Here is a 21,031-nt window from a genome sequence, read left to right as displayed (position 1 = left end):
TGGACTTCCCGGGCAGGAAACCGCAAAATGACTCTTTTTTCTCATCAACCTCTCCGGATCTGCTGACTCTATGCGTATGCGCCTAATGCTGTTGGGTGGTGGCAATGCCCTCGGGCAAGCGCTGATTCGTCTTGGGGCCGAGGAGGACATCGCATTCCTGGCACCGCGCCCGCCCGAGAACGGCTGGGCGCCCTCAAGCCTCACTCAGCTGCTCGATGACCATCGCCCCGACGCGCTGGTCAACCTGGCCTATTACTTCGACTGGTTCCAGGCCGAGTCGGTCAGCGAGCAGCGCCTGGCTCAACAGGAGCGGGCGGTGGAGCGGTTGGCAGAGCTGTGCCAGCACCATCAGATCACCTTGGTGCAGCCCTCCAGCTACCGTGTGTTCGATGGTTCGCGGGCCACGGCCTATAGCGAAAAGGACGAGCCAGTGCCGCTGGGCTTGCGTGGCCAGGCCCTATGGCGCATAGAGCAGAGCGTGCGTGCGGCCTGCCCGCAGCATGTGTTGCTGCGCTTTGGCTGGATGCTGGACGAGAGCATCGATGGCGCGTTGGGCCGCTTCCTGACCCGTGCCGAGCAACCACAGGAACTGCTGCTGGCCGATGATCGACGTGGCAACCCGACGCCGGTTGATGATGCCGCCCGAGTGATCCTGTCGGTGCTCAAGCAACTGGATTGCAATGCGCCGCTGTGGGGCACCTACCATTACGCCGGCAATGAGGCGACCACGCCGCTGGCGCTGGGCCAGGCGATCCTCGCCGAGGCCGGTCAATACCGCCAGCTGGCCGTTCAGGCCCCCACGCCGCAGGCCCATGCCGCGCGCCCGGATGCCAGCGAAGAGCCACAGCACGCGGTACTGGCCTGCAAGAAAATCCTTCATACCTTCGGTATCAAGCCGCGTGCCTGGCGCGCTGGTTTGCCACCTCTACTGGACCGGTTCTACCGCCATGGCTGACGCCCCCATCCTGATCACCGGCGGTGCCGGCTTCATTGGCTCCCACCTGTGCGATGCGTTGTTGGACAAAGGCTACGCCGTACGCATTCTCGACGACTTCTCCACGGGCCGGCGAAGCAATCTGCAGGTCGACCACCCACGGCTGGAACTGATCGAAGGTGATGTTGCCGATGCAGGGCTGGTCACTCAGGCTGCGGCTGGCTGCCGTGCTGTGGTGCATCTGGCGGCGGTAGCGTCGGTTCAGGCCTCGGTCGAAGACCCGGTGCGTACCCACCAGAGTAACTTCATCGGTACCCTCAACGTTTGCGAAGCCATGCGCGTGCATGGCGTGCGCCGGGTGCTCTTCGCCTCCAGCGCAGCGGTGTACGGCAACAATGGTGAAGGGGAGTCGATTTCCGAAGACACGCCCAAGGCGCCGTTGACCCCTTATGCCGTGGACAAGCTGGCCAGTGAGCAGTACCTGGACTTCTACCGTCGCCAGCATGGTCTGGAGCCGGTGGTGTTTCGCTTCTTCAATATCTTCGGGCCACGGCAGGACCCTTCCTCACCGTATTCCGGGGTGATCAGCATCTTCTGCGAGCGCGCTGTGCAGGGCTTGCCGATTACAGTGTTCGGTGACGGCGAGCAGACCCGTGACTTCCTTTACGTGGGCGACCTGGTGCAGGTGATGGTGCAGGCACTGGAGCAGCCGCAGGTCGAGGAGGGGGCGGTGAACATCGGGCTGAACCAGGCGACCTCACTGAACCAGTTGCTGGCTGCGCTGGAGAAGGTTGTTGGGAGCTTGCCAGCGATCAGCTATGCGGCGGCGCGATCGGGTGATATCCGCCATTCGCGAGCGGATAACCAGCGGTTGTTGGCGCGGTTCAAATTTGCGCAGGTAACGCCGATGGTTGAAGGCCTGGCAAAGCTTCTCGGTAAAGGCTGAGCCCCGCGGGGCTGCTCAGCAGCCCTGACATCACCCATGCCGCACCCTTCTGCGCTGGCAATCTTCGGGATGTAAGACCCGCCCATCCTGGGCGCGGACCTGCAATATCTCAAGCGCCTGCCCCGTCACGCCGTCCACCAGTTCCGAACGCGCTTCTCCCGCCTCGAACAGAAACCGCTCCCCCCACTGCCTCAAACCAACCACCACTGGAAACACCGACCGCCCTTTGTCGGTCAGCACATATTCTTTATAGGCACTGCCATCCGACGCCGGCTGTGTCATCAGCAACCCACTTCCCACCAACAGCTTTAGCCGCGAGGTGAGGATGTTCTTCGCCAGCCCCAGGTTCTTCTGAAATTCACTGAAACGCCGTAGGCCGTCAAAGGCATCGCGCAGGATCATCAGCGCCCAACGGTCACCCAGCACCTCCAGAGCCCGGGCCACGGGGCACTGCGCATTGTTTTCATCGAGCATGGGGCAAGCCTGCCTTGATTACCTGGTTGCAGATTAAAACCACATTTGCTAAATAGCCAGCATGTGGTTTCAAATTGAAACCAGATTCCAGAGGCTTTGCCGGATGACACCTTCGCTGACACGCTGGATAACCCTGTTGCTTGCCACCACCAGTGCGATGGCTGTGGCGACGGTGTACTTCGCTCAACCGCTGCTTGAGTCGATGGCTGCTGAGTTGGGGGTGGCGCAGCAGCAGATTGGCTGGGTCGTTGGCGCGACCCAGGGGGGTTACGCCCTGGGGCTGCTACTGATTGTTCCCCTCGGGGACTTGGTCGACCGTAAACGTCTGTTGCTTGGCCAGTTGCTGTTCTCGGCGCTTGCGCTGGTCGGCGTTGGCATGGCGCCGAACTGGGCAATATTGCTGCTGGCTTTGGCTATCGCCGGGTTGATGGCAGTCATGGTGCAGGTGATGGTGGCTCATGCCGCGAGCCTGGCCTCACCTGGCCAGCAAGGGCAGGCGGTAGGCACCGTCACCAGTGGTGTGGTGCTGGGTATTCTGCTGGCACGGCTGGCTTCGGGCGGGCTCGCTGACCTGGCCGGTTGGCGAAGTGTGTACCTGGTCGCCGCAGGGCTCTTGATGGTGTTGGCGCTGGTGCTGTGGCGCAGTCTGCCCGGCGGGCAGCCGATGAGGAGTCGGCCGGGTTACCGGGCGCTGATCATGGCTCAGTTCAGCCTGTATCGGCACGACCGGTTGCTGCGCCAGCGCGGCGTGTTCGGTGTGTTGATCTTCGCCGCATTCAGCGTGCTGTGGAGTGCCATGGTCATGCCGCTCAGTGCTGCGCCGCTGGCGCTGAGCCATACCGAGATCGGCCTGTTTGGCCTGGCAGGTGTCGCGGGTACGCTGGCGGCTTCGCATGCCGGTCGTCTGGCCGACCTTGGAAGGGGTGAGCGTACGACCGGGGTGTCGTTGGCCCTGCTGACGCTGTCGTGGCTGCCAACAGCGTTCGTCGAGCATTCATTGCTGGCCTTCGTGCTGGGTGTGCTGATGCTGGACTTTGCCGTGCAGGCAGTGCATGTCACCAACCAGAGCCTGTTGCTGGCCGGACGTGGTGCGATGGCTAGCCGTTTGATCGGCGCCTACATGTGTTGCTATTCGCTGGGCAGCGGTTTGGGGGCGGTGTTGGCGAGCTGGGTGTATGCACACTGGGGCTGGGTTGCCGTGTGTGGGCTTGGCATGGGCATCAGTGCCGTCGCACTGTGCTACTGGCTATGGCTGCAACGCGCGAGGGCGGCCGAAGCCGCCCTGCAATGTTCAGGTCAGAACTTGTAGCCAAGGCCGACCATGTATACCCATGGGTCGACGTCGACGTTGACCTTGGTCTTGCTGTAGCCAAGGGCGGTCGGGCCGTTGACGCTGGCCTTGGTGTCGATGTCGACGTACCAGACCGAGGCGTTTACCAGCAGGTTGTCGGTCAGCAAGTAGTCCATGCCCAGTTGGCCGGCGATACCTACCGAATCCTGCAGCTTGAGGTTGCTGAAGCCTTGTTGCTTGCGTGCGCTGCTCAAGTCTTCGTCAAAGAACAGGGTGTAGTTGATACCGACGCCAGCGTACGGCTGGAAGCGCGAATTCGGTTCCATTGGGTAGTACTGCAGCGACAGCGTCGGTGGCAGTTGCTTGATGTCTGCCAGCTTGCCGTCCAGCCCGCCGCCCAGGCCTTTTACGGCGACGGTGTGCTTGAACGGGGTAGCTGCCAGCAGCTCCAGGCCGATGTGGTCGGTGAGCATGTAGGCAAAGGTCAGGCCCAACTGGGTATCGCTGTCCAGGGTCGCCTTGGTGCCTGACACCTTGTTACCGTCAAACTTGAGGTCGCCGCTGCTCTCGTTCGGGGCGGTGGTGATGGCGCCTGCGCGCAGGATCATGTCCCCCGCCTGATAGGCGTGGGCGGCAGGGGCGGCGAGCGCAAGGGCCACAAGCGAGGCACCCAGCAAGGACTTGTTCATGGAAGCTCCCAAAGGACGTTATTAATCGAGTGGTCCAATGGTACGGAGCTGGTTAAACGGAAAGTTTGACCCAGCTCAAAGAAGCGTCTTCACGAATTCGAAACAGTTCTCATCTCAGCTCATAAGCGTAGATTTTCTCGGCTTCCATCTGGTAGCCGGCGTCGGCCAACTCGCTGCTGGAAGCTCTAACCTGCATCTTTCCCTCGATCCAGTAGGGCTGGTAGAGGTCTTCGACGCGCACGCCCATCTCGCTGAAAATGTGCACGATCTGGTTCGGCGGTGGCGGCGGCACGTGGATGCACGCGCCATAGTAAGGGACCAGCAGGAATTCGGTGGTGCGGCCTTCTTCGCTGACCTCCAGTGGCACGATGTAGCCGGGAAGTTTGACCTGTTGGCCGTCGAGGCTTTTTACCACTGGCGCGTCGGGCGCCTGTTGGCGCGCGGGTGGGGCGGATTCGGCAGACAGGGCGTTGCTGAGCTGTGACATGTCGTGCAGCGGGGTGAGTTGCGGCGGGATGACCGGGGCGCCTTCGGGGATCAGGGCGGGCCAGTCCAGCTCCTTGGGTTCGGCGGCCCATAGAGGCATCGCTACCAGCAACAGCAAGGCCAGCAGCATGTGCATTGCCGGCCTCTTCGCGGGCATGCCCGCTCCCACAGGTACTGCACACGCTCCGAAGCCTGCGGGGCTCCCTGTGGGAGCGGGCGTGCCCGCGAAGCAGGCGGTGAGGTGTTTGATCATTACGCGCACTCAGAGGTGTATGGACAGGCCGTCGGCCAGCGATTGCCGGTAAGCCCGCCACGCCGGCACGCTGCCCATCAGCAACGCGGCCCCCAGGATGATAGCCAGCAAGGTCCATTCATGGGTACTCGGCATAGCCAGTGGCAAGTACAAACCATAGTTGGCCTGCACATACCCCTGTGCCAGGGCGATACCCGCATATAGCAAGCCAAGCCCGGCCACGATCCCGACTGAGGCCAGTGACAGTGCTTCCAGTACCAGCAACCCCGCAATATGCCAAGGCCGGGCCCCGACCGAACGCAGTATCGCCATCTCTCGGCGGCGTTCGTTGAGGCTGGTGAGAATCGCCGTGAGCATGCCGATCAAACCGGTCAGCACCACGAACAGTGACACCACGAACAATGCCTGTTCTGCAGTGCCCATCAGGCTCCACAGCTCCTGCAGGGCGACCCCTGGCAGGATCGCCAGCAGCGGCTCGCTGCGGTACTCGTTGATCTCTCGCTGCAAACTGAAGGTTGCGATCTTGCTGTTAAGGCCAAGCATGAACGCAGTGATGGCGGCAGGTTGCAGGTCCATGGTACGGGCCTGCTCGGCGCTGATGCGGCCGGCGCCACGGGCGGGTACGCCGTTGTGCCAGTCGATATGGATCGCTTCCATGCCGCCCAGGCTGATATGCAGGGTGCGGTCGACGGGTGTGCCGGTGCGCTTGAGTACGCCGACCACGGTAAACGGCTTGTCGTCGTGCTTGACCAGGCTGATTGCGGCCACACCGTGGGCCAGCACCAGCTTGTCACCCAGCTTGTAGTGCAATGCCTCGGCCACTTCGGCGCCGAGCACCACTTCGAACGGGTCGTTGGCGAACGTACGCCCCTGGCTCAGTTCCAGGTGCTGGCGGCGGCCGTACTGGTAATGGCTGAAGTAATCCGTGGTGGTACCCATCACTCTGTAACCGCGGTGCGAGTCGCCCAGCGAGATCGGGATTGCCCACTTCACCCGTGGGTCCTGTGCATAGTGCTGGAAGCTGTCCCAGCGGATGTTGTTGGTCGCGTTGCCAATGCGGAACACCGAATACAGCAGCAGGTTCACCGAGCCGGAGCGTGCACCGACAATCAGGTCGGTGCCGCTGATGGTGCTGGCGAAGCTGGCACGGGCTTCGGTACGGACCCGCTCAACAGCCAGCAGCAGGCACACCGACAGGGCAATGGCAAAGGCGGTCAGAAACGCGGTGAAGCGGCGGTTGGCCAGGCTGGCCAAGGCAAGGCGGAGCAGGTACATCAGGCCTCCCGGGGCTTGGCGGCGCGGTTCAGTTCGGCAAGCGACAGGTGGCGGTCGAACAGCGGTGCCAGGCTCTGGTCGTGGCTGACGAACAGCAAGCTGGCACCGGCGGCACGGCACTCATCGAACAGCAGGCGGATGAACGCTTCACGGGTGTCTGCATCCAGTGCCGAGGTCGGTTCGTCGGCAATCACCAGCTCAGGCTGGCCGATCAGTGCGCGGGCGGCGGCGACCCGTTGCTGCTGGCCGATCGACAGGCTGTCGGCGCGGCGGGCGAGCATGGCAGGGTCACCCAGGCCCAGGTGGGTCAGCAGCGTGCTGGCCGCCTGGTCAACACTGCCATGGCGCTGCTCGGCGCGGGCCTTGCGGCTGCGCGAGAAGCGGCAGGGCAGCTCGACGTTTTCACGTACCGAGAGGAACGGCAGCAGGTTGAACTGCTGGAAGATATACCCGGTGTGATCGACCCGAAAGCGGTCGCGGGCGCCCTGGCTCAGGCTGCCAAGGTCCTGACCGAGCAACTGGATGCGGCCCTGGACCGGCACGTTCACCCCGCCCAGCAGGCCCAGCAAGGTCGTCTTGCCACTGCCGCTGGGGCCCTTGAGAAACAGCGCTTCACCAGCGTCCAGGCGTAATGACGGAATATCCAGCAGCGGCGGGTGACCTGGCCAGGCGAACATCAGGTCATGCAGATCGATCAACGGCTGGTTCATTCAGAAGGCGACCGTTGCCTTGGCCGGCGTGGTTTCCACGCCTTTCTGGCCATTGGGGCCGATCAGTTGCACGTTGATTTTCTGGGTGGCGGGGAAGGCCTTGAACAGCGGCGCCAGGTCCAGCTCTGTCAGTTTGTCGGGGTTGGCGCAAGTCAGCTGATAATGGGCGCCGATGTCGCTGTGCTGATGGCCGTGCTCGTGCTCGTCACCCTCGTCGTCGGCCTTGGAGGCGTCACCGAAGAGAGGGCTTTCCAGTGCCTGCTGGTCTTCCTTGCAGCCTGCGGCGGCGGAAAGGCCGAACAGCTTTAGTGGTTGTTCAAGTTGCTGGCGCACGGCGGCGACTTTGGCCTTGTCGGCATCGCTGCTGGCGGCATGCTCGAAGCCGACCAGGTTCATTGCCGGGCTGTCCAGTTCCAGTTCCAAGGTATTGCCATCGAGCACTGCGTTTAGCTTGGCTACGCCATGCTCGTGGGCGCCGAGGGAGCCGTGGGCATGGTCATGATCATGGTCATCGTGAGCATGGGCCACGGCCAGTGGCAGCAAAGCGAAGGGCAGGGCGAGCAGCAGGCGACGCATGGACGACTCCGGAGCGGGCTGAAAGATCGAGTTATGTTATAACAACTTCTCGGCGTGCCGCCAGCCTGTGTGGCGCATGTTTCATGTTGCGGTAGCATGGCTGCATTGATTTGGGCTCAAGGAATGCATCATGAGAATTCGTGGACAGATTGGTGATTGGCCGGTGGACCTGACCATCGAGCTGACGCCTGAAGAGTGGGCGCAACTGGGGCGGCAGACCGAGGTGCCGATGGTAGCCCAGGCGGCCGCGACAGCTGCGGTGGTCGCACCGCGCCAAGATGACGGTCAGTGGGCTGCGGCGCGTAATGTGTTGCGTCTGGCAGGACAGATGAGCGGGCCGGAATTGCTGGACCGGCTGGAAGGGTTGGCGGGGAGTACGGCGGCGGGTAAACGGTTGCTGGTGCGCTTGCGGCACAGCAGTGAGGTAAAGGTGGAGAGCGGCGTGGATGCGCCTGTTTATCACTGGGTAGGGTGAGCGCTGTCTTGCTTGAAAATTGAAACGCCTGCGCTGTCACCCGTAGGAGCGGGTTTACCCGCGAACACCGGCAGAGCCGGTGCCATCCACTGTGTCGGTTTCTTCGCGGGCATGCCCGCTCTCACAGGTCCAGCGCAGGCTTCAAGGTCACTCAGAACATCGCCGCCGACAGCTTGCGACGATAAACACCAACCAGCGGGTGATCGCCACCCAGCAATTCGAACACCTGCAACAGCGCCTTCTGCGGCAGCCCGTTCTCGTAGCCACGGTTACGCTGGAACAGCTTCAGCAGCCCCTCCAGCGCCGCCTCATACTGCTGGCGCGCCAGTTGCTGAATGCTCAGCTGATAAGCCGCCTCGTCGTCTTGCGGGTTCTGCGCCAGACGGCTTTTAAGGTCTGCCACTTCCGGCAGGCTGGCAGCCTGGCGCAGGAAGGTCAGCTGGGCCTTGGCACCGGCCAGTGCAGCTTTGTGTTCGTCAGTCTTGACCGCATCCAGCACCACTTGCGCTTCGCCCAGCTCGCCACGCTCGGCCAGGCAGCGGGCATACAGGATCAGCGCCTCGACATTGCTGTTGTCCTCACCCAGCAGCGCCTGCAACAGCGCTTCGGTTTCGGCAAAACGGCTTTCGGCAAACAGCGCCTTTGCCTGCTCCAGTGGCGAGGCGGTGGGCGCGGCTGGCAGTTGTACATGCGGCTCGAGCATGGCGCGGATCGCCGACTCCGGTTGCGCCCCGGCAAAACCGTCCACCGGCTGACCGTCCTTGAACAGCACCACTGTCGGCAGGCTACGGATGCCGAACTGGGCAACCACCTGTTGCTCCACGTCGCAGTTGATCTTGGCCAGCAGCAGTTCGCCCTGGTAACCCTCGGCAATCTTTGCCAGCAATGGCATCAGCGCCTTGCACGGCGCGCACCACTCGGCCCAGAAGTCCACCAGCACCGGCTTGTGGAAGGAGTTTTCGATCACCAGCTGTTGGAAGGTGGTATCGGTGGCGTCGAAAATGTAAGGCGTGTCTTGGGTCATCGCGACTCTCGCAAACTCGTGTATGGCACCACTATAAGGTGTCGCGGCTGGCGTGGTACAGGCTGACCCGGCGGAATTCGTGTGGCTCGGCCAGGTCCGGCAGGGTCAGTGCTTCGAGCACGCCCAATTGCTGGTACAACGGGTGGTGAAAGTCACGTACCCGCGAGTCGGCCACCAAGGCCTCCCGGCCGCGGCTCAGGAAGGCATCCAGCAGCGGCAGGTTGGCGCGGTCGTACAGCACATCGGCAACCAGGATCAGGTCGAAGCGGTCTTCCTCGGCAAAAAAATCGCTGCTGTAGCGTAATGTCACCCCGTTCAGTGCTGCATTCGCACGGCAGGCATCGAGGGCCAGCGGGTCGAGGTCGCAGGCCACCACTTCCCGTGCTCCGGCGCGTGCAGCAGCAATGCCGGCGATACCAGAGCCGGCACCAAAGTCCAGCACGCGCTTGCCCGCCACCCACTCCGGGCGTTCGGCCAGGTAGCGGGCCATTGCCAGCCCGCTGGCCCAGCAGAAGCTCCAATAGGGAGGTTCTTCAAGAATGCGCCGGGTTTCTTCGCTGCTGAAGGCGCGATCCATGTTCTGGTCGTCGATCAGCCATAGCTTCAGGTCACAGTCGGGCAGTTCGCTGACGATCAGGCGTGCTTCGCCGATCAGGCCGCTGAGGGCCCGTTGCAGAGCCAGCGGCATCACTTAAGGCGCCTTCTCGAAACGCAGCGGGCCGGTGGCCTGGGTTTGTGCTTGGGTAATGCGCACCGGGGGCAGGTGCATGATCAGCTGGCCGGAGTTGCTGGCGCGGCCACGCAGTTCGACCCGGGCACCGGGCGGGAAGGCTTCGGGGTTGAAGCGCAGGTGGTAGGGCAGTGCCTGGCCGGTACCGGTCAGATTACTGCTGGCCAGCAGGCGCTGCGGGCGGTCGCGTTCGTCGATCACCAGCAAGGCCAGTTCCACCTCGGCACCCGCCGGAATTTCCAGCAAGGTGCCGCTCAGCTCGCGCTGGTAGGCCGGCAGCGGGCCCAGTACTTCGGCCTTGGCCGAAGGGGCTGGCGCGGGCACTGGGTTGTCGGTCTTTGGCCTGTCGCTGCCGCAGGCGGCAAGCAGAGCGGCGCAGCACAGCACGACGAGCGCTCGGTAGTGCATGGGGGAGTCCTTCACGGGCATATTTCCCATGGATGTTAACCCCTTTGGCTTGTCTTGCCAGTGCAATGCGCTACCATGGCCCTCCCTTTTTTTGTTGCCTGCCACCATGCACTGTCCCTTTTGCGGTGCCAACGACACCAAGGTCATCGACTCTCGCCTCGTCGCCGAGGGCGAGCAGGTGCGCCGCCGCCGTGAATGCGTGGCCTGCGGCGAGCGCTTCACCACCTTCGAAACCGCCGAGCTGGTGCTGCCCCGGCTGATCAAGCAGGACGGCACGCGTCAGCCCTTCGACGAAGAAAAACTGCGCGCTGGTATGCAACGGGCCCTGGAAAAGCGTCCGGTCAGCGTCGAGCGCCTGGAAGCTGCGCTGGCGCACATCAAGAGCCGGCTGCGTGCCACAGGCGAGCGCGAAGTCAAATCGTTGGTGGTCGGTGAAATGGTCATGGCCGAGTTGCGCAAACTCGATGAAGTGGCCTATATCCGCTTTGCTTCGGTGTACCGGCGCTTCCAGGACCTCGACGAGTTCCGCGAAGAAATCGACCGCCTGGCCCGTGAGCCAGCTAAAGAGTGAACATGCCCAGCCAAGCTGCCATTCTCGACGCCCACTACATGGCCCGCGCGCTGGAGCTGGCGCGTAAAGGCCTGTACACCACCCACCCGAACCCGCGCGTAGGCTGCGTGATCGTGCGCGATGGCGAAGTGGTCGGTGAAGGCTGGCACGTGCGCGCCGGCGAGCCCCATGCCGAAGTGCATGCCCTGCGTCAGGCCGGTGAACTTGCCCGCGGTGCTTGTGCCTACGTCACCCTGGAACCATGCAGCCATCATGGCCGTACGCCACCGTGTGCCGAGGCACTGGTCAAGGCCGGCGTGGCCCGTGTCGTAGCCGCCATGCAGGACCCTAACCCACAAGTGGCGGGGCAGGGCCTGCGGCGCCTGGCCGAAGCTGGAATCGAAGTGGCCAGCGGGGTGCTCGAAGCCGAGGCCCGCGCCCTCAACCCAGGCTTCCTCAAGCGTATGGAGCACGGCCTGCCGTTCGTTCGCGCCAAACTGGCCATGAGCCTGGATGGCCGCACTGCCATGGCCAGTGGTGAAAGCCAGTGGATCACCGGCCCGGCCGCGCGCTCAGCCGTTCAGCGCTTGCGCGCCCGCTCCAGCGTGGTGCTGACCAGCGCCGCCAGCGTGCTGGCAGACAACGCACGCATGACCGTGCGTGGCGCCGAGCTGGGCCTGGATGCCGAAACAGCCGCCCTGGCACTCAGCCGCACACCCTTGCGGGTGCTGGTCGATGGCCGCCTGCGCCTGCCACTGGCGGCGCCGTTCTTCCAGGCGGGCCCAACGCTGGTGGTGACTGCTGTCGCAGATGACCCGCGCTATGCCGCTGCCGGCCACGAATTGCTCAGCTTGCCGGGCGACAATGGCCAGGTCGACCTGGGGGCGCTGCTTCATGCCCTGGCCGCCCGCGGCGTCAACGAAGTCCTGCTGGAAGCCGGTGCCGGCCTGGTCGGTGCCTTTGCACGGCAAGGCCTGGTCGACGAGTACCAGCTGTTCGTCGCTGGCACCTTCCTCGGCTCTCAGGCCCGGCCGCTGCTGGACTGGCCGATGGACAAGATGAGCGAAGCACCACGGCTGAAAATTACCGAAATGCGCGCAGTGGGCGATGACTGGCGGGTCACGGCCATCCCCCTGCCAGCACCCGGCGTATAATGCCGGGCTTGCCCCGCGCAAACCGTTTTTGAGGAAGACCCCATGTTCACCGGCATCATCGAATCCATCGGCACCATCCGCAGCCTGACCCCCAAGGGTGGTGACGTGCGCGTCTACGTAGAAACCGGCAAGCTCGACCTGGGGGACGTCAAGCTCGGCGACAGCATCGCCGTCAACGGTGTATGCCTCACGGCCGTAGAACTGCCGGGCGACGGCTTTTGGGCCGATGTCAGCGTCGAAACCCTCAAGCGCACCGCCTTCATCGACCTCAAGAGCGGCAGCAAGGTCAACCTGGAAAAAGCCCTGACCCCCACCACCCGCCTGGGCGGGCACCTGGTCAGCGGCCACGTCGACGGGGTTGGCGAAATCATTTCGCGCAGCGATAACGCCCGCGCCATCCAGTTCCGCGTGCGTGCACCGAAGGAACTGGCCAAGTACATCGCCCACAAGGGTTCGATCACCGTCGACGGCACCAGCCTGACGGTCAATGAGGTCAATGGCGCCGAGTTCGAGCTGACCATTGTCCCGCACACTCTGTCCGAAACCATCATGGCCGATTACCGTGCAGGGCGTCGGGTAAACCTTGAGGTCGACCTGCTGGCCCGTTACCTGGAGCGCTTGCTGCTGGGTGACAAGGCCGCCGAACCGAGCAAGGGCAGTGGCATTACCGAAAGCTTCCTGGCCGCCAATGGCTTCTTGAAATCCTGATTGAGAAGGGGGTGCCGCGTGGCGCTCAACAGCATCGAAGAACTGGTCGAAGACATCCGCCAGGGCAAAATGGTCATCCTGATGGATGACGAAGACCGCGAGAACGAAGGCGACATCATCATGGCGGCCGAATGCTGCCAGCCGGAGCACATCAACTTCATGGCCAAGCATGCCCGTGGCCTGATCTGCATGCCGATGACCCGCGAGCGTTGTGAAACGCTGAAGCTGCCGTTGATGGCGCCGCGCAACGGCTCGGGCTTCGGCACCAAGTTCACTGTGTCGATCGAGGCCGCCGAGGGCGTCACCACCGGTATTTCCGCCGCCGACCGCGCACGCACTGTGCAGGCTGCCGCTGCCAAGGACGCCAAGGCCGAAGACATTGTCAGTCCTGGTCACATCTTCCCGCTGATGGCCCAGCCAGGCGGTACGCTGGCGCGTGCCGGCCACACCGAAGCCGCCTGTGACCTGGCGCGCATGGCCGGTTTCGAGCCAAGCGGCGTGATCTGCGAAGTGATGAACGACGACGGCACCATGTCGCGCCGCGCCGAACTGGAAGTGTTCGCCGCCGAGCACGGCCTGAAGATCGGCACCATTGCCGACCTGATCCACTACCGCATGATCCACGAGCGCACCGTGCAGCGAGTTTCCGAGCAATCGGTGGAGAGCGAGCTGGGTGAGTTCAACCTGGTCACCTACCGTGACGCGGTCGAAGGCGACGTGCACATGGCCTTGACCCTGGGCAAGATCTGCGCCGAAGAGCCGACCTTGGTACGGGTACACAATATGGACCCACTGCGTGACCTGCTGCTGGTCAAGCAGCCAGGCCGCTGGAGCCTGCGCGCGGCCATGGCCGCAGTGGCCGAAGCCGGCAGTGGCGTGGTGCTGCTGCTGGGGCACCCGCTGGACGGCGACGTGCTGCTGGCGCACATCCGCGAAAGCGCGGGCGATGCACCGGCCAAGGCACCGACTACCTACAGCACTGTGGGGGCCGGTTCGCAGATCCTGCGCGACCTCGGTGTGCGCAAGATGCGCCTGATGAGTTCGCCGATGAAGTTCAACGCGATATCCGGATTCGATCTGGAAGTTGTAGAATACGTGCCCTCCGAGTGACTTGAGGCGGCATTGACGCCCTCTGCTCGAGTCCAGACCCCTGTCGAGGCCGCTTGTATGCGGCCTCGCTCTTGAAGATGAGAATATCGGAATGACCCTGAAGACCATCGAAGGTACCTTCATCGCCCCCAAAGGTCGCTATGCTTTGGTGGTTGGCCGCTTCAACAGCTTCGTTGTCGAAAGCCTGGTAAGCGGTGCCGTTGATGCCCTGGTACGCCACGGTGTCAGCGAAAGCGACATCACCATCATCCGTGCCCCGGGTGCATTCGAGATCCCGCTGGTGGCACAGAAGGTCGCCCAGCAAGGCGCCTACGACGCGATCATCGCCCTGGGCGCCGTGATCCGTGGCGGTACCCCGCACTTCGAATACGTGGCGGGCGAGTGCACCAAGGGCCTGGCCCAGGTGTCCATGGAGTTCGGTGTTCCGGTGGCCTTCGGCGTACTGACCGTCGACTCCATCGAGCAAGCCATCGAGCGTTCTGGCACCAAGGCCGGCAACAAAGGTGCTGAAGCTGCCCTGTCCGCACTGGAAATGGTCAGCCTGCTGGCGCAGTTGGAGGCCAAGTGATTAGCGACGAAAGCGATCGTTTCAACCCGCGCGATCCAAAACCTGCGGATGCCGGCAAGCCCTCGAAGAGCGCCAAGCGCCGCGAAGCCCGCAAGCTCGCGACCCAGGCCCTCTACCAGTGGCACATGGCCCAGCATTCGCTGAACGAGATCGAAGCGCAGTTCCGGGTGGATAACGATTTCACCGATGTCGACGGTGCCTATTTCCGCGAGATCCTGCATGGGGTCCCGGCAATCAAGGGCGAAATCGACAAAGCGCTGGTGCCTTGCATGACCATCGCACTGGAAGAGCTCGACCCGGTCGAGCTGGCCGTGCTGCGTCTGTCCACCTGGGAACTGATCAAACGCGTCGACGTGCCGTACCGCGTCGTGATCAACGAAGGCGTGGAGCTGGCCAAGGTCTTCGGTGCCACTGACGGCCACAAGTTCGTCAACGGCGTGCTCGACAAGCTAGCCCCGGCGCTGCGTGAAGCAGAAGTCAAGGCGAACAAGCGCTGATCCTGGCGCTGCCTGGTCATGGGTGAGTTCGAGCTGATCAACCATTACTTCGCCGCTGCGCCCTGTGCGCAGGGTGGCGAGGGCGTGGCGCTGGGTATCGGCGACGACTGTGCCCTGCTGGACCTTCCCCCCGGTGAGCAACTGGCGGTGTCGACCGACACCCTGGTCGCCGGGGTGCACTTTCCTGCTGTTTGCGATCCGTTGCTGCTTGGCCAGCGATCGTTGGCTGTGGCGGCCAGTGACTTGGCAGCCATGGGCGCGACTGCAATCGGCTTTACCCTCGCACTGACCCTCCCTGACGTTGGCCCTGACTGGTTGGCGGCCTATGCCGACGGCCTTGGTCGCATGGCCCACCGTTGCCGCATGAGCCTGATCGGTGGTGACACGACGCGCGGCCCCTTGAGTATCACCGTCACCGTGTTCGGCCGCGTGCCGGCTGGCCAGGCCTTGCGCCGCAGCGGTGCAAGGCCGGGTGACCTGTTGTGTGTCGGCGGTTCGCTGGGCAAGGCCGCCGGTGCCTTGCCCTTGGTGCTGGGCGAGCGCGAGGCGCCTGCCGCGCAGGCCGAGCCGCTGCTGGCCCATTACTGGTCACCGATGCCGCAGCTCACCCTCGGTGCCCTGCTGCGTGGCCGGGCCACGGCGGCGCTGGACATCTCCGACGGGCTGCTCGCCGACTGTGGGCATATTGCCAAGGCATCCGGTGTCGCGTTGGAGGTGAACCTGGCGCAAGTGCCAGTGTCTCCTGCTCTGGAGGCCTTCCTCGGCCGTGAAGCAGCCGTGCAGGCGGCGCTTACCGGTGGCGACGATTACGTACTGGCCTTCACCTTGCCACCCGAGGCGCTGGCGCCCTTGGCAGCCTTCGATTTTATCGAAGTGCATACCGTCGGTCGTGTGCTCGAAGGGCAAGGCGTGACCTTGCGCGACGCGCAGGGCCAGGACATAACCCCCGTCCAGCGGGGCTATCAACACTTTAGGGAGAGACCGTGACCGATCACCCCAACCAGGTGCCTGCGGAGTTCGTTCCGCCTTCGGTCTGGCGCAACCCGTGGCACTTCATCGCTTTTGGCTTCGGTTCTGGCACCTTGCCCAAGGCGCCAGGTACCTGGGGCTCGCTGGTGGCCATACCGTTCATCCCGCTTTGGCAGATGTTGCCCGACTGGGGATACTGGCTGTTGCTCGGCGTGAGCATGCTGTTTGGCTTCTGGTTGTGCGGCAAAGTTGCCAATGACTTGCGTGTACACGACCATGAAGGCATTGTCTGGGACGAGATTGTCGGCATGTGGATCACCCTCTGGCTGGTGCCGGAGGGCTGGCAGTGGCTGTTGGCAGGGTTCCTGATGTTCCGCTTCTTCGACATCCTCAAGCCGTGGCCGATCCGCTGGATCGATCGCCATGTGCACGGGGGCGTCGGCATCATGCTCGACGATATCCTGGCCGGCGTGTTTGCCTGGCTGGGCATGCAGGTTCTGGTGTGGGCGGTTGCCTGAAACAGGGAGTGCGTGAATGGCCGTAAGGACTGTACTGCTGGCAATGCTGCTGAGTATTGCCCCGTGGGTAACAGCTGCCGAGGGCATCCCGAAACAGATCCATCTGGTTAGCGAGGAGTGGCTCGACTACACCAATGCCGACGGTACCGGGGTGGCCTGGGATGTGCTGCGCAAAGTGTTCGAGCCGGCCGGCGTCGAAGTGGTTACCCAGAGCGCGCCCTACAGCCGGGCGGTTGGCCTGGTCAAGCGCGGCGAGGCTGATGCCTGGGTTGGCTCGTACAAGGAAGAGAACGACGACAACCTGTACCCGCGCTGGCACTTCGACATGGACCACATCTATGCCCTGGGGCTGGCCAGCAAACCTGCGCCTACCCTGGATACCATCGGCAAGTACCGGTTGGCTTGGGTGCGTGGTTATGATTACGGCAGCTACTTGCCTAATGTGCGTGAATTCCGCGAAATCCAGCGTCGCGAGGGCATTTTGCCGATGCTCGAGCATGACCGGGTGGACTACTACATCGACGCACTGACCGAGGTCGACTACGTGCTAGGGCAAGCCTCCCAGCCTGAGCGCTTCCGCCGTACCCACGTGGCCGAGTTGCCGTTGTACCTGGCTTTTGCCCGTAACGACCAGGCCAAGGCCCTCTGCGACCTGTTCGACAAGCGCATGAAGGAGCTGGTGCGTAGCGGCGAACTGAAACCGATTTTCGAGCACTGGAAACAGCCCTATCCGTTCAACGCGGGTAGTCACCCGCACTGAGACTGAATACACCAAGGTACATCGCGGCCCCCTGTGGCAGCGGGCTTGTGATTGAGCGATGGCTTTTTAATAAGTATCGAACTTTTCGATCTTAAGCCACCGTATACAGCCAGCCCACATCCCCCAACCTGCTGATACAATCGGCCCACGAGAAATTTCCTACTTATGCCAGGAGCACAACGTGCCCGTCGTCTTTGTTGCCGCCTCTAAACTCCCGACGCCCTTCGCGACCTTCACCATGCATGGCTTTCTCGACGAAGCCACAGGCCGTGAGCATGTGGTGCTCAGCCTGGGTGATATCGCGGACGGCCAGCCGGTACTGGGGCGCCTGCATTCCGAGTGTCTGACTGGCGATGCACTGTTCAGCCAGCGCTGCGACTGCGGTTCGCAGCTGGAAGCCGCGCTGCAGGCCATCGCCCGCGAAGGCCGTGGGGTGCTGTTGTACCTGCGTCAGGAAGGCCGTGGTATCGGCCTGCTGAACAAGATCCGCGCCTACGAGCTGCAGGATGGTGGCGCCGACACCGTCGAAGCCAACGAACGCCTGGGCTTCGCTGCCGACCAGCGTGACTACGCCATATGCCTGCCGATGCTCGAGCACCTGGGCGTGAAGTCGCTGCGTCTGATGACCAACAATCCGCGCAAGGTCAAAGCCCTGACCGACATGAACATCGTGGTTGCCGAGCGTGTGCCGCTGCACACCGGGCATAACCCGCACAACCGCTACTACCTGGCGACCAAGGCCGGAAAGTTGGGCCACATGCTGGGCAACGAACACCAGGGCGAGGTGCCCCAGGCGTGACTCGCGCCGAGGTCAAGCGGCGCCTGGCGCTGGCCTGGTGGCAGTACCTGGCGGTGGGCCTGGTGCCGCTGCCAGTCATGGCTTGGGCCTTTGGGGGCGGTGATGCACTGATCCCGGTGTTGGCCATGCCACTGTTCATCGCCGGTGCGGCCACCATGTTCCTCAGCCTGCCACGCTTCGGTGCCTACAAGCGCGCACTTATTGCCACCTCAAAGGTGCTCGGCACGGGCGAAGAAGCCGCTGCCTGGATCGAACTGGCGCGGGTGCGGCGCATGGCCATGCTGTATGCCTGCTTCCCGGCTTGGGTCGCCGCACTGTCGGTGCTGGTCGGTCTGGAGGCAGTGCCGCAGATCCTCCTCGCATTGTCTACCGTTGTAGTGCTGTACCTCTATCGCATTCCGCGCCAGCTGGGCTGATGCGACTGCTACCTGGCCTGCTGGCGTTGTTCGCCTGCACTGTACTGGCTGCAGAACCGCTGCGTGTCGTCAGTCTGGCCCCCTCGATGAGCGAGATCATGCTTGAGCTGCAGGCAGGCGACCTGCTGGTGGGCGTGCTCGACGGTGGCGAACGGCCGGCTGCGCTGCGCCATTTGCCTTCGGTCGGGCGCCAAGGGCAACTGGACATGGAGCGCCTGCTCAGCCTGCGCCCCGACCTGTTGCTGCTGTGGCCAGGCAGTGTGCCACCGGCCCAGCGCGACCAACTCAAGCGCCTGGGTATCGCCACCTTCAGCGCCGAACCCCACGACATCAGCCAGCTGATCGAGCAGATAGAGGCCATTGCCGGGCGTATCGGGCGTGCCGAGCAAGGCCATTCATACGCGCGAGCCCTGCGTGAGCGGCTGCAGCAGCTGCAGCAGCAGTATCGGCGTGACGAACCCTTGCAGGTGTTTTATCAAGTCTGGGATCGGCCGTTGTACACGCTCGGTGGCCGGCAGGTCGTGACCGACGCCCTGGCCGTGTGCGGGGCGCGCAATGTGTTCGCCGACCTTGGCCAGCCGGCGCCACAGGTGAATGTGGAGTCCGTGCTGCTGCGTAATCCGCAGGTCATCCTGGCAACTGATGAGGCGCAACTGGCCAGCTGGAAGGCCTGGCCGCAAATTCGAGCGGTGGCTGATGGGCGCCTGCTGGTGGTGCCGGACAAAGGGCTGGAGCGCCCCAGCGGACAGATGATCGAAGCCACCGCTCGCTTGTGTGCGTTGCTGGACGCTAAAGCGCCGGTGTCCAGGTAACGCTGAAGAGCACAGTGCGGCCCTCTTCGCGGTAAGGGTGATACGCACCCTCGTAGCTGTAAAGGGCGCGGCTGTAGCTGCGGTCCAGCAGGTTATCCAGCTTGGCTTCGAGTTTCAGTTCGTCGCTAGCCGCCCAACTGCCGCGCAAACCTAGCAGGCCATAGCCACCGATGCGGTTACGGTTGGCCTCATCGTCATAACTGCTGCTGACCGCCTGCCAGCTGGCACCCACGCTGAAACGCCCGAACTCACGGTCCAGATCCAGGCTCAAGGTGCGGCGGGCGCGGCGGGCGAGGGTGTGGCCAGTGTCGCGGTCGCGTGGGTCGATCAGCGCCAGGCCAAGCTGGCTGTGCCAGGCGCCCCATTGCTGCGCCAGCGCCATTTCCACGCCATTGATTCGTGCCGAGGCGACGTTGCGGGGTATCGAGTCCTGGCCAAAGATGATCGCGTCGCGCAGGTCGGTGCGGTACAGCGAAGCCTCCAGCCGGCTCTCTGCAGTCGGCTGGCTGCGCCATTGCAGCTCGTAGCTTCTGGAGTGCTCTGGGTCCAGGTTCGGGTTGCTGAACTGTGGGTAATACAGGTCGTTGAATGTTGGCGCGCGGAAGCCTTCGCTGTAGGACAGCAGCACATCGTTGTGCGCGTTCAGCGGTACGGTCAGGCTGCCGCTCCAGGTGGTCTGGCCACCAAACTGTTGGTTGCGGTCATGGCGCACCCCCAGCTCAGTGGAAATCTGCTCGCCCTGGTAGCGGTGCTGGGCGAACACGGCACGGTTCCAGCGGCTGTCCTCAGTGAAGTCGGTACTGCCGTGTACGCGGTCTTCGTACCAGTCGCCACCGATCAGTATGGTGTTCTGTTCGCCGAGGGCCAGGTCGTTCTGCCAGGTAGCCTGATCGCGGTAGGTGTTGAAAACGAAGCGCTCAGCGCTGAGCTTGTCGCGTTTGTCGTCTCGGTTCTCGCCATGGGCCAGTTCAAGGCGTGAATGCCAGGTTTCGGTGACCTGAACGTCAACGTAACTGCCCAGGCTGCTGACGCTGAAGTCGGTGTAGGGTTGTTGACCGAAGCTCTCGAAGGTAACGGGGTCGAAGCCGCCGAACGGGTTGTCGTACTCGCTGCGCCCACGGCTGTCGAGCAGGTTCAAGCCGGCCTCGAAGCGCTCACCGAAGGTGTGGCTCAGGCTCAGGTTCAGGGCCTTGTTGCGGTAGGCGTCGTGGTCACCATCGCTGGCGAAGGATGGCCCGGTCGAGTCGATGCCGGCAGTTTCGTCCAGGCTGGCGCCAAGGTTGAAGCGGGTCGTGTCGTTGCCGCCAGAAAGCCCCAGGCTGCGTTGGAATGTCTGGTTGCTGCCGGCGGCCATGCGCAGGCGTGGCTGCAGACCGGGGCCACTGCTGCGTCGGGTGAAGATCTGGATCACCCCGCCAATGGCATCGCTGCCGTACACCGCTGAGCGCGAGCCGCGCAGTACTTCGATGCGCTCGATCTGGTCGATGTCCAGAAACTGCAGGCCGCTGTCGCCCGAGGTGGCATTGGCGATGCGCACGCCATCGACCAGCACCAGGCTTTGCGCGGCCTTGGTGCCACGGATAAAGATGCCCGGCAGGCTGCCACGGCCACCGGTAGGTGCCACTTGCACGCCCGGCACGCGGGAGAGCAGGTCGGTAACGCTGGTGGGTTGCAGGCGGTCGATGTCGGTGCGGGTGAAGACCGTGTTGGCAGCGCTGGTGGCGGTACGCGATTCGACCTGGCGGCTGGCGCTGATCAGCACGTCGGGGAGTTTGAGGGCGTCGTCGCGCTCAGCGGCCAGAAGGAATGTAGGGGTACAGAGAATCGTGGCACAGGCAAACTTTTTCATGGGCAGTTCCAAAGGGTTTCCACAGCACTGTGCTGTCCCCGTAGGAGCGG

At 63.5% G+C, this 21,031-nt stretch carries 26 protein-coding genes; 16 read left to right on the top strand and 10 right to left on the bottom strand.

Annotation, left to right across the window (positions count from 1 at the left end; genetic code table 11):
- Positions 1-70: 70 nt before the first annotated feature.
- Positions 71-955, top strand: coding sequence for a sugar nucleotide-binding protein (locus I8746_RS16515; RefSeq protein WP_221100845.1), 885 nt, complete (start codon positions 71-73; stop codon positions 953-955).
- Positions 948-1,880 (top strand): NAD-dependent epimerase/dehydratase family protein, encoded by a 933-nt coding sequence (locus tag I8746_RS16510; protein ID WP_014755165.1) that lies wholly within the window; start codon positions 948-950, stop codon positions 1,878-1,880. Before I8746_RS16515 ends, I8746_RS16510 begins: the two co-directional genes overlap by 8 nt.
- A gap of 30 nt (positions 1,881-1,910) precedes the next feature.
- Here the strand turns inward: I8746_RS16510 and I8746_RS16505 are convergent, their stop codons facing one another.
- On the bottom strand, positions 1,911-2,354 hold the full coding sequence (locus I8746_RS16505) for a helix-turn-helix domain-containing protein (protein WP_014755166.1): 444 nt from the start codon (positions 2,352-2,354) through the stop codon (positions 1,911-1,913).
- A gap of 103 nt (positions 2,355-2,457) precedes the next feature.
- Here I8746_RS16505 and I8746_RS16500 point away from each other — a divergent pair, with 103 nt between their 5' ends.
- Complete coding sequence (locus I8746_RS16500) at positions 2,458-3,663, top strand: MFS transporter (RefSeq protein ID WP_011953339.1); 1,206 nt, start codon at positions 2,458-2,460, stop codon at positions 3,661-3,663.
- Here I8746_RS16500 and I8746_RS16495 read toward each other — a convergent pair.
- The 5 genes from I8746_RS16495 to I8746_RS16475 form a co-directional block, all read right to left on the bottom strand.
- On the bottom strand, positions 3,651-4,334 hold the full coding sequence (locus I8746_RS16495) for an OmpW family protein (RefSeq protein ID WP_003255412.1): 684 nt from the start codon (positions 4,332-4,334) through the stop codon (positions 3,651-3,653). The genes I8746_RS16500 and I8746_RS16495 overlap by 13 nt on opposite strands.
- Positions 4,335-4,443: 109 nt before the next feature.
- Positions 4,444-4,956, bottom strand: a complete 513-nt coding sequence (locus I8746_RS16490; RefSeq protein ID WP_014755168.1) for a DUF3299 domain-containing protein — start codon at positions 4,954-4,956, stop codon at positions 4,444-4,446.
- 126 nt (positions 4,957-5,082) lie between these two features.
- The gene (locus I8746_RS16485; protein WP_011953341.1) at positions 5,083-6,348 is read right to left on the bottom strand and encodes an ABC transporter permease; all 1,266 of its coding nucleotides are present in this window, start codon (positions 6,346-6,348) and stop codon (positions 5,083-5,085) included.
- On the bottom strand, positions 6,348-7,058 hold the full coding sequence (locus I8746_RS16480) for an ABC transporter ATP-binding protein (RefSeq protein WP_014755170.1): 711 nt from the start codon (positions 7,056-7,058) through the stop codon (positions 6,348-6,350). Before I8746_RS16480 ends, I8746_RS16485 begins: the two co-directional genes overlap by 1 nt.
- A complete protein-coding gene (locus tag I8746_RS16475) occupies positions 7,059-7,634 on the bottom strand; it encodes a DUF2796 domain-containing protein (protein WP_014755171.1) in 576 nt (191 codons plus the stop codon).
- A gap of 130 nt (positions 7,635-7,764) precedes the next feature.
- Between I8746_RS16475 and I8746_RS16470 the strand changes: the two genes are divergently transcribed.
- Entirely contained in the window at positions 7,765-8,109 is a 345-nt protein-coding gene (locus I8746_RS16470; protein WP_221100844.1) for a hypothetical protein, read from the top strand.
- Positions 8,110-8,260: 151 nt separating this feature from the next.
- Here the strand turns inward: I8746_RS16470 and trxA are convergent, their stop codons facing one another.
- Genes trxA through I8746_RS16455 form a run of 3 tightly spaced genes read right to left on the bottom strand, consistent with a single transcriptional unit; the run spans position 8,261 to position 10,271 of the window.
- Positions 8,261-9,133: a thioredoxin gene (trxA, locus tag I8746_RS16465; RefSeq protein WP_221100843.1), complete on the bottom strand. Its 873-nt coding sequence runs from the start codon at positions 9,131-9,133 to the stop codon at positions 8,261-8,263.
- Between the two features lie 31 nt (positions 9,134-9,164).
- A complete protein-coding gene (locus tag I8746_RS16460) occupies positions 9,165-9,821 on the bottom strand; it encodes a methyltransferase (RefSeq protein WP_088513617.1) in 657 nt (218 codons plus the stop codon).
- Between the two features lie 3 nt (positions 9,822-9,824).
- Positions 9,825-10,271 carry a YbaY family lipoprotein gene (locus I8746_RS16455; RefSeq protein WP_003255404.1) on the bottom strand — a complete coding sequence of 149 codons (447 nt, stop codon included), beginning with the start codon at positions 10,269-10,271 and terminating at the stop codon, positions 9,825-9,827.
- 106 nt (positions 10,272-10,377) lie between these two features.
- On the opposite strand from I8746_RS16455, the gene nrdR reads away from it, so the two are divergent.
- From nrdR to I8746_RS16395, 12 genes are all read left to right on the top strand, one after another.
- Complete coding sequence (nrdR, locus tag I8746_RS16450) at positions 10,378-10,842, top strand: transcriptional regulator NrdR (RefSeq protein ID WP_003255402.1); 465 nt, start codon at positions 10,378-10,380, stop codon at positions 10,840-10,842.
- A 2-nt stretch (positions 10,843-10,844) separates the two neighbouring features.
- The gene (gene ribD / locus I8746_RS16445) at positions 10,845-11,975 is read left to right on the top strand and encodes a bifunctional diaminohydroxyphosphoribosylaminopyrimidine deaminase/5-amino-6-(5-phosphoribosylamino)uracil reductase RibD (RefSeq protein ID WP_011953347.1); all 1,131 of its coding nucleotides are present in this window, start codon (positions 10,845-10,847) and stop codon (positions 11,973-11,975) included.
- Between the two features lie 42 nt (positions 11,976-12,017).
- Positions 12,018-12,683, top strand: a complete 666-nt coding sequence (locus tag I8746_RS16440) for a riboflavin synthase (RefSeq protein WP_003255399.1) — start codon at positions 12,018-12,020, stop codon at positions 12,681-12,683.
- An 18-nt stretch (positions 12,684-12,701) separates the two neighbouring features.
- Complete coding sequence (gene ribBA / locus I8746_RS16435) at positions 12,702-13,793, top strand: bifunctional 3,4-dihydroxy-2-butanone-4-phosphate synthase/GTP cyclohydrolase II (protein WP_003255398.1); 1,092 nt, start codon at positions 12,702-12,704, stop codon at positions 13,791-13,793.
- Between the two features lie 91 nt (positions 13,794-13,884).
- Positions 13,885-14,361: a 6,7-dimethyl-8-ribityllumazine synthase gene (gene ribE, locus I8746_RS16430; protein WP_003255395.1), complete on the top strand. Its 477-nt coding sequence runs from the start codon at positions 13,885-13,887 to the stop codon at positions 14,359-14,361.
- The gene (gene nusB / locus I8746_RS16425; RefSeq protein ID WP_003255393.1) at positions 14,358-14,858 is read left to right on the top strand and encodes a transcription antitermination factor NusB; all 501 of its coding nucleotides are present in this window, start codon (positions 14,358-14,360) and stop codon (positions 14,856-14,858) included. The genes ribE and nusB overlap by 4 nt, the downstream gene beginning before the upstream one ends.
- Positions 14,859-14,876: 18 nt before the next feature.
- A complete protein-coding gene (gene thiL / locus I8746_RS16420) occupies positions 14,877-15,845 on the top strand; it encodes a thiamine-phosphate kinase (RefSeq protein ID WP_011953348.1) in 969 nt (322 codons plus the stop codon).
- Positions 15,842-16,345 (top strand): phosphatidylglycerophosphatase A, encoded by a 504-nt coding sequence (locus I8746_RS16415; RefSeq protein WP_003255391.1) that lies wholly within the window; start codon positions 15,842-15,844, stop codon positions 16,343-16,345. Before thiL ends, I8746_RS16415 begins: the two co-directional genes overlap by 4 nt.
- A 16-nt stretch (positions 16,346-16,361) precedes the next feature.
- Positions 16,362-17,105, top strand: coding sequence for an ABC transporter substrate-binding protein (locus tag I8746_RS16410; RefSeq protein ID WP_011953349.1), 744 nt, complete (start codon positions 16,362-16,364; stop codon positions 17,103-17,105).
- A 181-nt stretch (positions 17,106-17,286) separates the two neighbouring features.
- The gene (gene ribA / locus I8746_RS16405; protein WP_003255389.1) at positions 17,287-17,904 is read left to right on the top strand and encodes a GTP cyclohydrolase II; all 618 of its coding nucleotides are present in this window, start codon (positions 17,287-17,289) and stop codon (positions 17,902-17,904) included.
- Entirely contained in the window at positions 17,901-18,320 is a 420-nt protein-coding gene (locus tag I8746_RS16400) for a hypothetical protein (protein WP_003255388.1), read from the top strand. Before ribA ends, I8746_RS16400 begins: the two co-directional genes overlap by 4 nt.
- Entirely contained in the window at positions 18,320-19,132 is an 813-nt protein-coding gene (locus I8746_RS16395; RefSeq protein WP_012051060.1) for a cobalamin-binding protein, read from the top strand. The genes I8746_RS16400 and I8746_RS16395 overlap by 1 nt, the downstream gene beginning before the upstream one ends.
- Here the strand turns inward: I8746_RS16395 and I8746_RS16390 are convergent.
- Positions 19,110-20,981 (bottom strand): TonB-dependent receptor domain-containing protein, encoded by a 1,872-nt coding sequence (locus I8746_RS16390; protein WP_221100842.1) that lies wholly within the window; start codon positions 20,979-20,981, stop codon positions 19,110-19,112. The genes I8746_RS16395 and I8746_RS16390 overlap by 23 nt on opposite strands.
- Positions 20,982-21,031: the final 50 nt, after the last annotated feature.

Origin of the sequence: Pseudomonas sp. USTB-Z (genome assembly GCF_019691255.1) — a bacterium.
Classification (GTDB): domain Bacteria; phylum Pseudomonadota; class Gammaproteobacteria; order Pseudomonadales; family Pseudomonadaceae; genus Aquipseudomonas; species Aquipseudomonas alloputida.
This window is presented reverse-complemented; position numbering and strand designations above follow the sequence as displayed.

Coding starts and splice junctions, on each gene's coding strand:
- I8746_RS16515 (WP_221100845.1), top strand. CDS start 71: ATGCGTATGCGCCTAATGCTGTTGGGTGGTGGCAATGCCCTCGGGCAA.
- I8746_RS16510 (WP_014755165.1), top strand. CDS start 948: ATGGCTGACGCCCCCATCCTGATCACCGGCGGTGCCGGCTTCATTGGC.
- I8746_RS16505 (WP_014755166.1), bottom strand. CDS start 2,354: ATGCTCGATGAAAACAATGCGCAGTGCCCCGTGGCCCGGGCTCTGGAG.
- I8746_RS16500 (WP_011953339.1), top strand. CDS start 2,458: ATGACACCTTCGCTGACACGCTGGATAACCCTGTTGCTTGCCACCACC.
- I8746_RS16495 (WP_003255412.1), bottom strand. CDS start 4,334: ATGAACAAGTCCTTGCTGGGTGCCTCGCTTGTGGCCCTTGCGCTCGCC.
- I8746_RS16490 (WP_014755168.1), bottom strand. CDS start 4,956: ATGCACATGCTGCTGGCCTTGCTGTTGCTGGTAGCGATGCCTCTATGG.
- I8746_RS16485 (WP_011953341.1), bottom strand. CDS start 6,348: ATGTACCTGCTCCGCCTTGCCTTGGCCAGCCTGGCCAACCGCCGCTTC.
- I8746_RS16480 (WP_014755170.1), bottom strand. CDS start 7,058: ATGAACCAGCCGTTGATCGATCTGCATGACCTGATGTTCGCCTGGCCA.
- I8746_RS16475 (WP_014755171.1), bottom strand. CDS start 7,634: ATGCGTCGCCTGCTGCTCGCCCTGCCCTTCGCTTTGCTGCCACTGGCC.
- I8746_RS16470 (WP_221100844.1), top strand. CDS start 7,765: ATGAGAATTCGTGGACAGATTGGTGATTGGCCGGTGGACCTGACCATC.
- trxA (WP_221100843.1), bottom strand. CDS start 9,133: ATGACCCAAGACACGCCTTACATTTTCGACGCCACCGATACCACCTTC.
- I8746_RS16460 (WP_088513617.1), bottom strand. CDS start 9,821: ATGCCGCTGGCTCTGCAACGGGCCCTCAGCGGCCTGATCGGCGAAGCA.
- I8746_RS16455 (WP_003255404.1), bottom strand. CDS start 10,271: ATGCACTACCGAGCGCTCGTCGTGCTGTGCTGCGCCGCTCTGCTTGCC.
- nrdR (WP_003255402.1), top strand. CDS start 10,378: ATGCACTGTCCCTTTTGCGGTGCCAACGACACCAAGGTCATCGACTCT.
- ribD (WP_011953347.1), top strand. CDS start 10,845: ATGCCCAGCCAAGCTGCCATTCTCGACGCCCACTACATGGCCCGCGCG.
- I8746_RS16440 (WP_003255399.1), top strand. CDS start 12,018: ATGTTCACCGGCATCATCGAATCCATCGGCACCATCCGCAGCCTGACC.
- ribE (WP_003255395.1), top strand. CDS start 13,885: ATGACCCTGAAGACCATCGAAGGTACCTTCATCGCCCCCAAAGGTCGC.
- thiL (WP_011953348.1), top strand. CDS start 14,877: ATGGGTGAGTTCGAGCTGATCAACCATTACTTCGCCGCTGCGCCCTGT.
- I8746_RS16410 (WP_011953349.1), top strand. CDS start 16,362: ATGGCCGTAAGGACTGTACTGCTGGCAATGCTGCTGAGTATTGCCCCG.
- I8746_RS16395 (WP_012051060.1), top strand. CDS start 18,320: ATGCGACTGCTACCTGGCCTGCTGGCGTTGTTCGCCTGCACTGTACTG.
- I8746_RS16390 (WP_221100842.1), bottom strand. CDS start 20,981: ATGAAAAAGTTTGCCTGTGCCACGATTCTCTGTACCCCTACATTCCTT.